The organism is Bacillus sp. SIMBA_008 (assembly GCF_046535495.1).
Taxonomy (GTDB): domain Bacteria; phylum Bacillota; class Bacilli; order Bacillales; family Bacillaceae; genus Bacillus; species Bacillus subtilis.
The window spans coordinates 1-263 of sequence record NZ_JAWRWL010000658.1; the positions used below are offsets into that span (position 1 = coordinate 1).

The 263-nt window shown below is 53.2% G+C and carries 1 pseudogene; it reads left to right on the forward strand.

Going from position 1 to position 263, the window contains the following annotated elements:
- Positions 1-263, forward strand: a pseudogene (locus tag SB658_RS24850) (sodium:solute symporter family protein); the annotation flags it as partial.

The following is a 263-nucleotide window of genomic DNA, read 5'->3' on the forward strand; positions in this document are numbered from 1 at the left end:
GCCTCAAGCACGCTGTTCGCCAAAAATGTGTACAAAGCCATTCTGCCCGGCACGACTGACGAAAAAGTCTCACGGCTCGCAAAATACGCCGTACCCGTTATCGCGCTGATTTCCGTATATTTTACGCTGAAAGGCGGAAATACCATCGTCACCTTGCTTTTAATGGGCTACAGCCTTGTCACCCAGCTTTTCCCCGCCCTCTTATTCAGCCTGCCGAAGCGGCGTTTCATCACAAGCCACGGCGCTTTTGCCGGCATAACGGC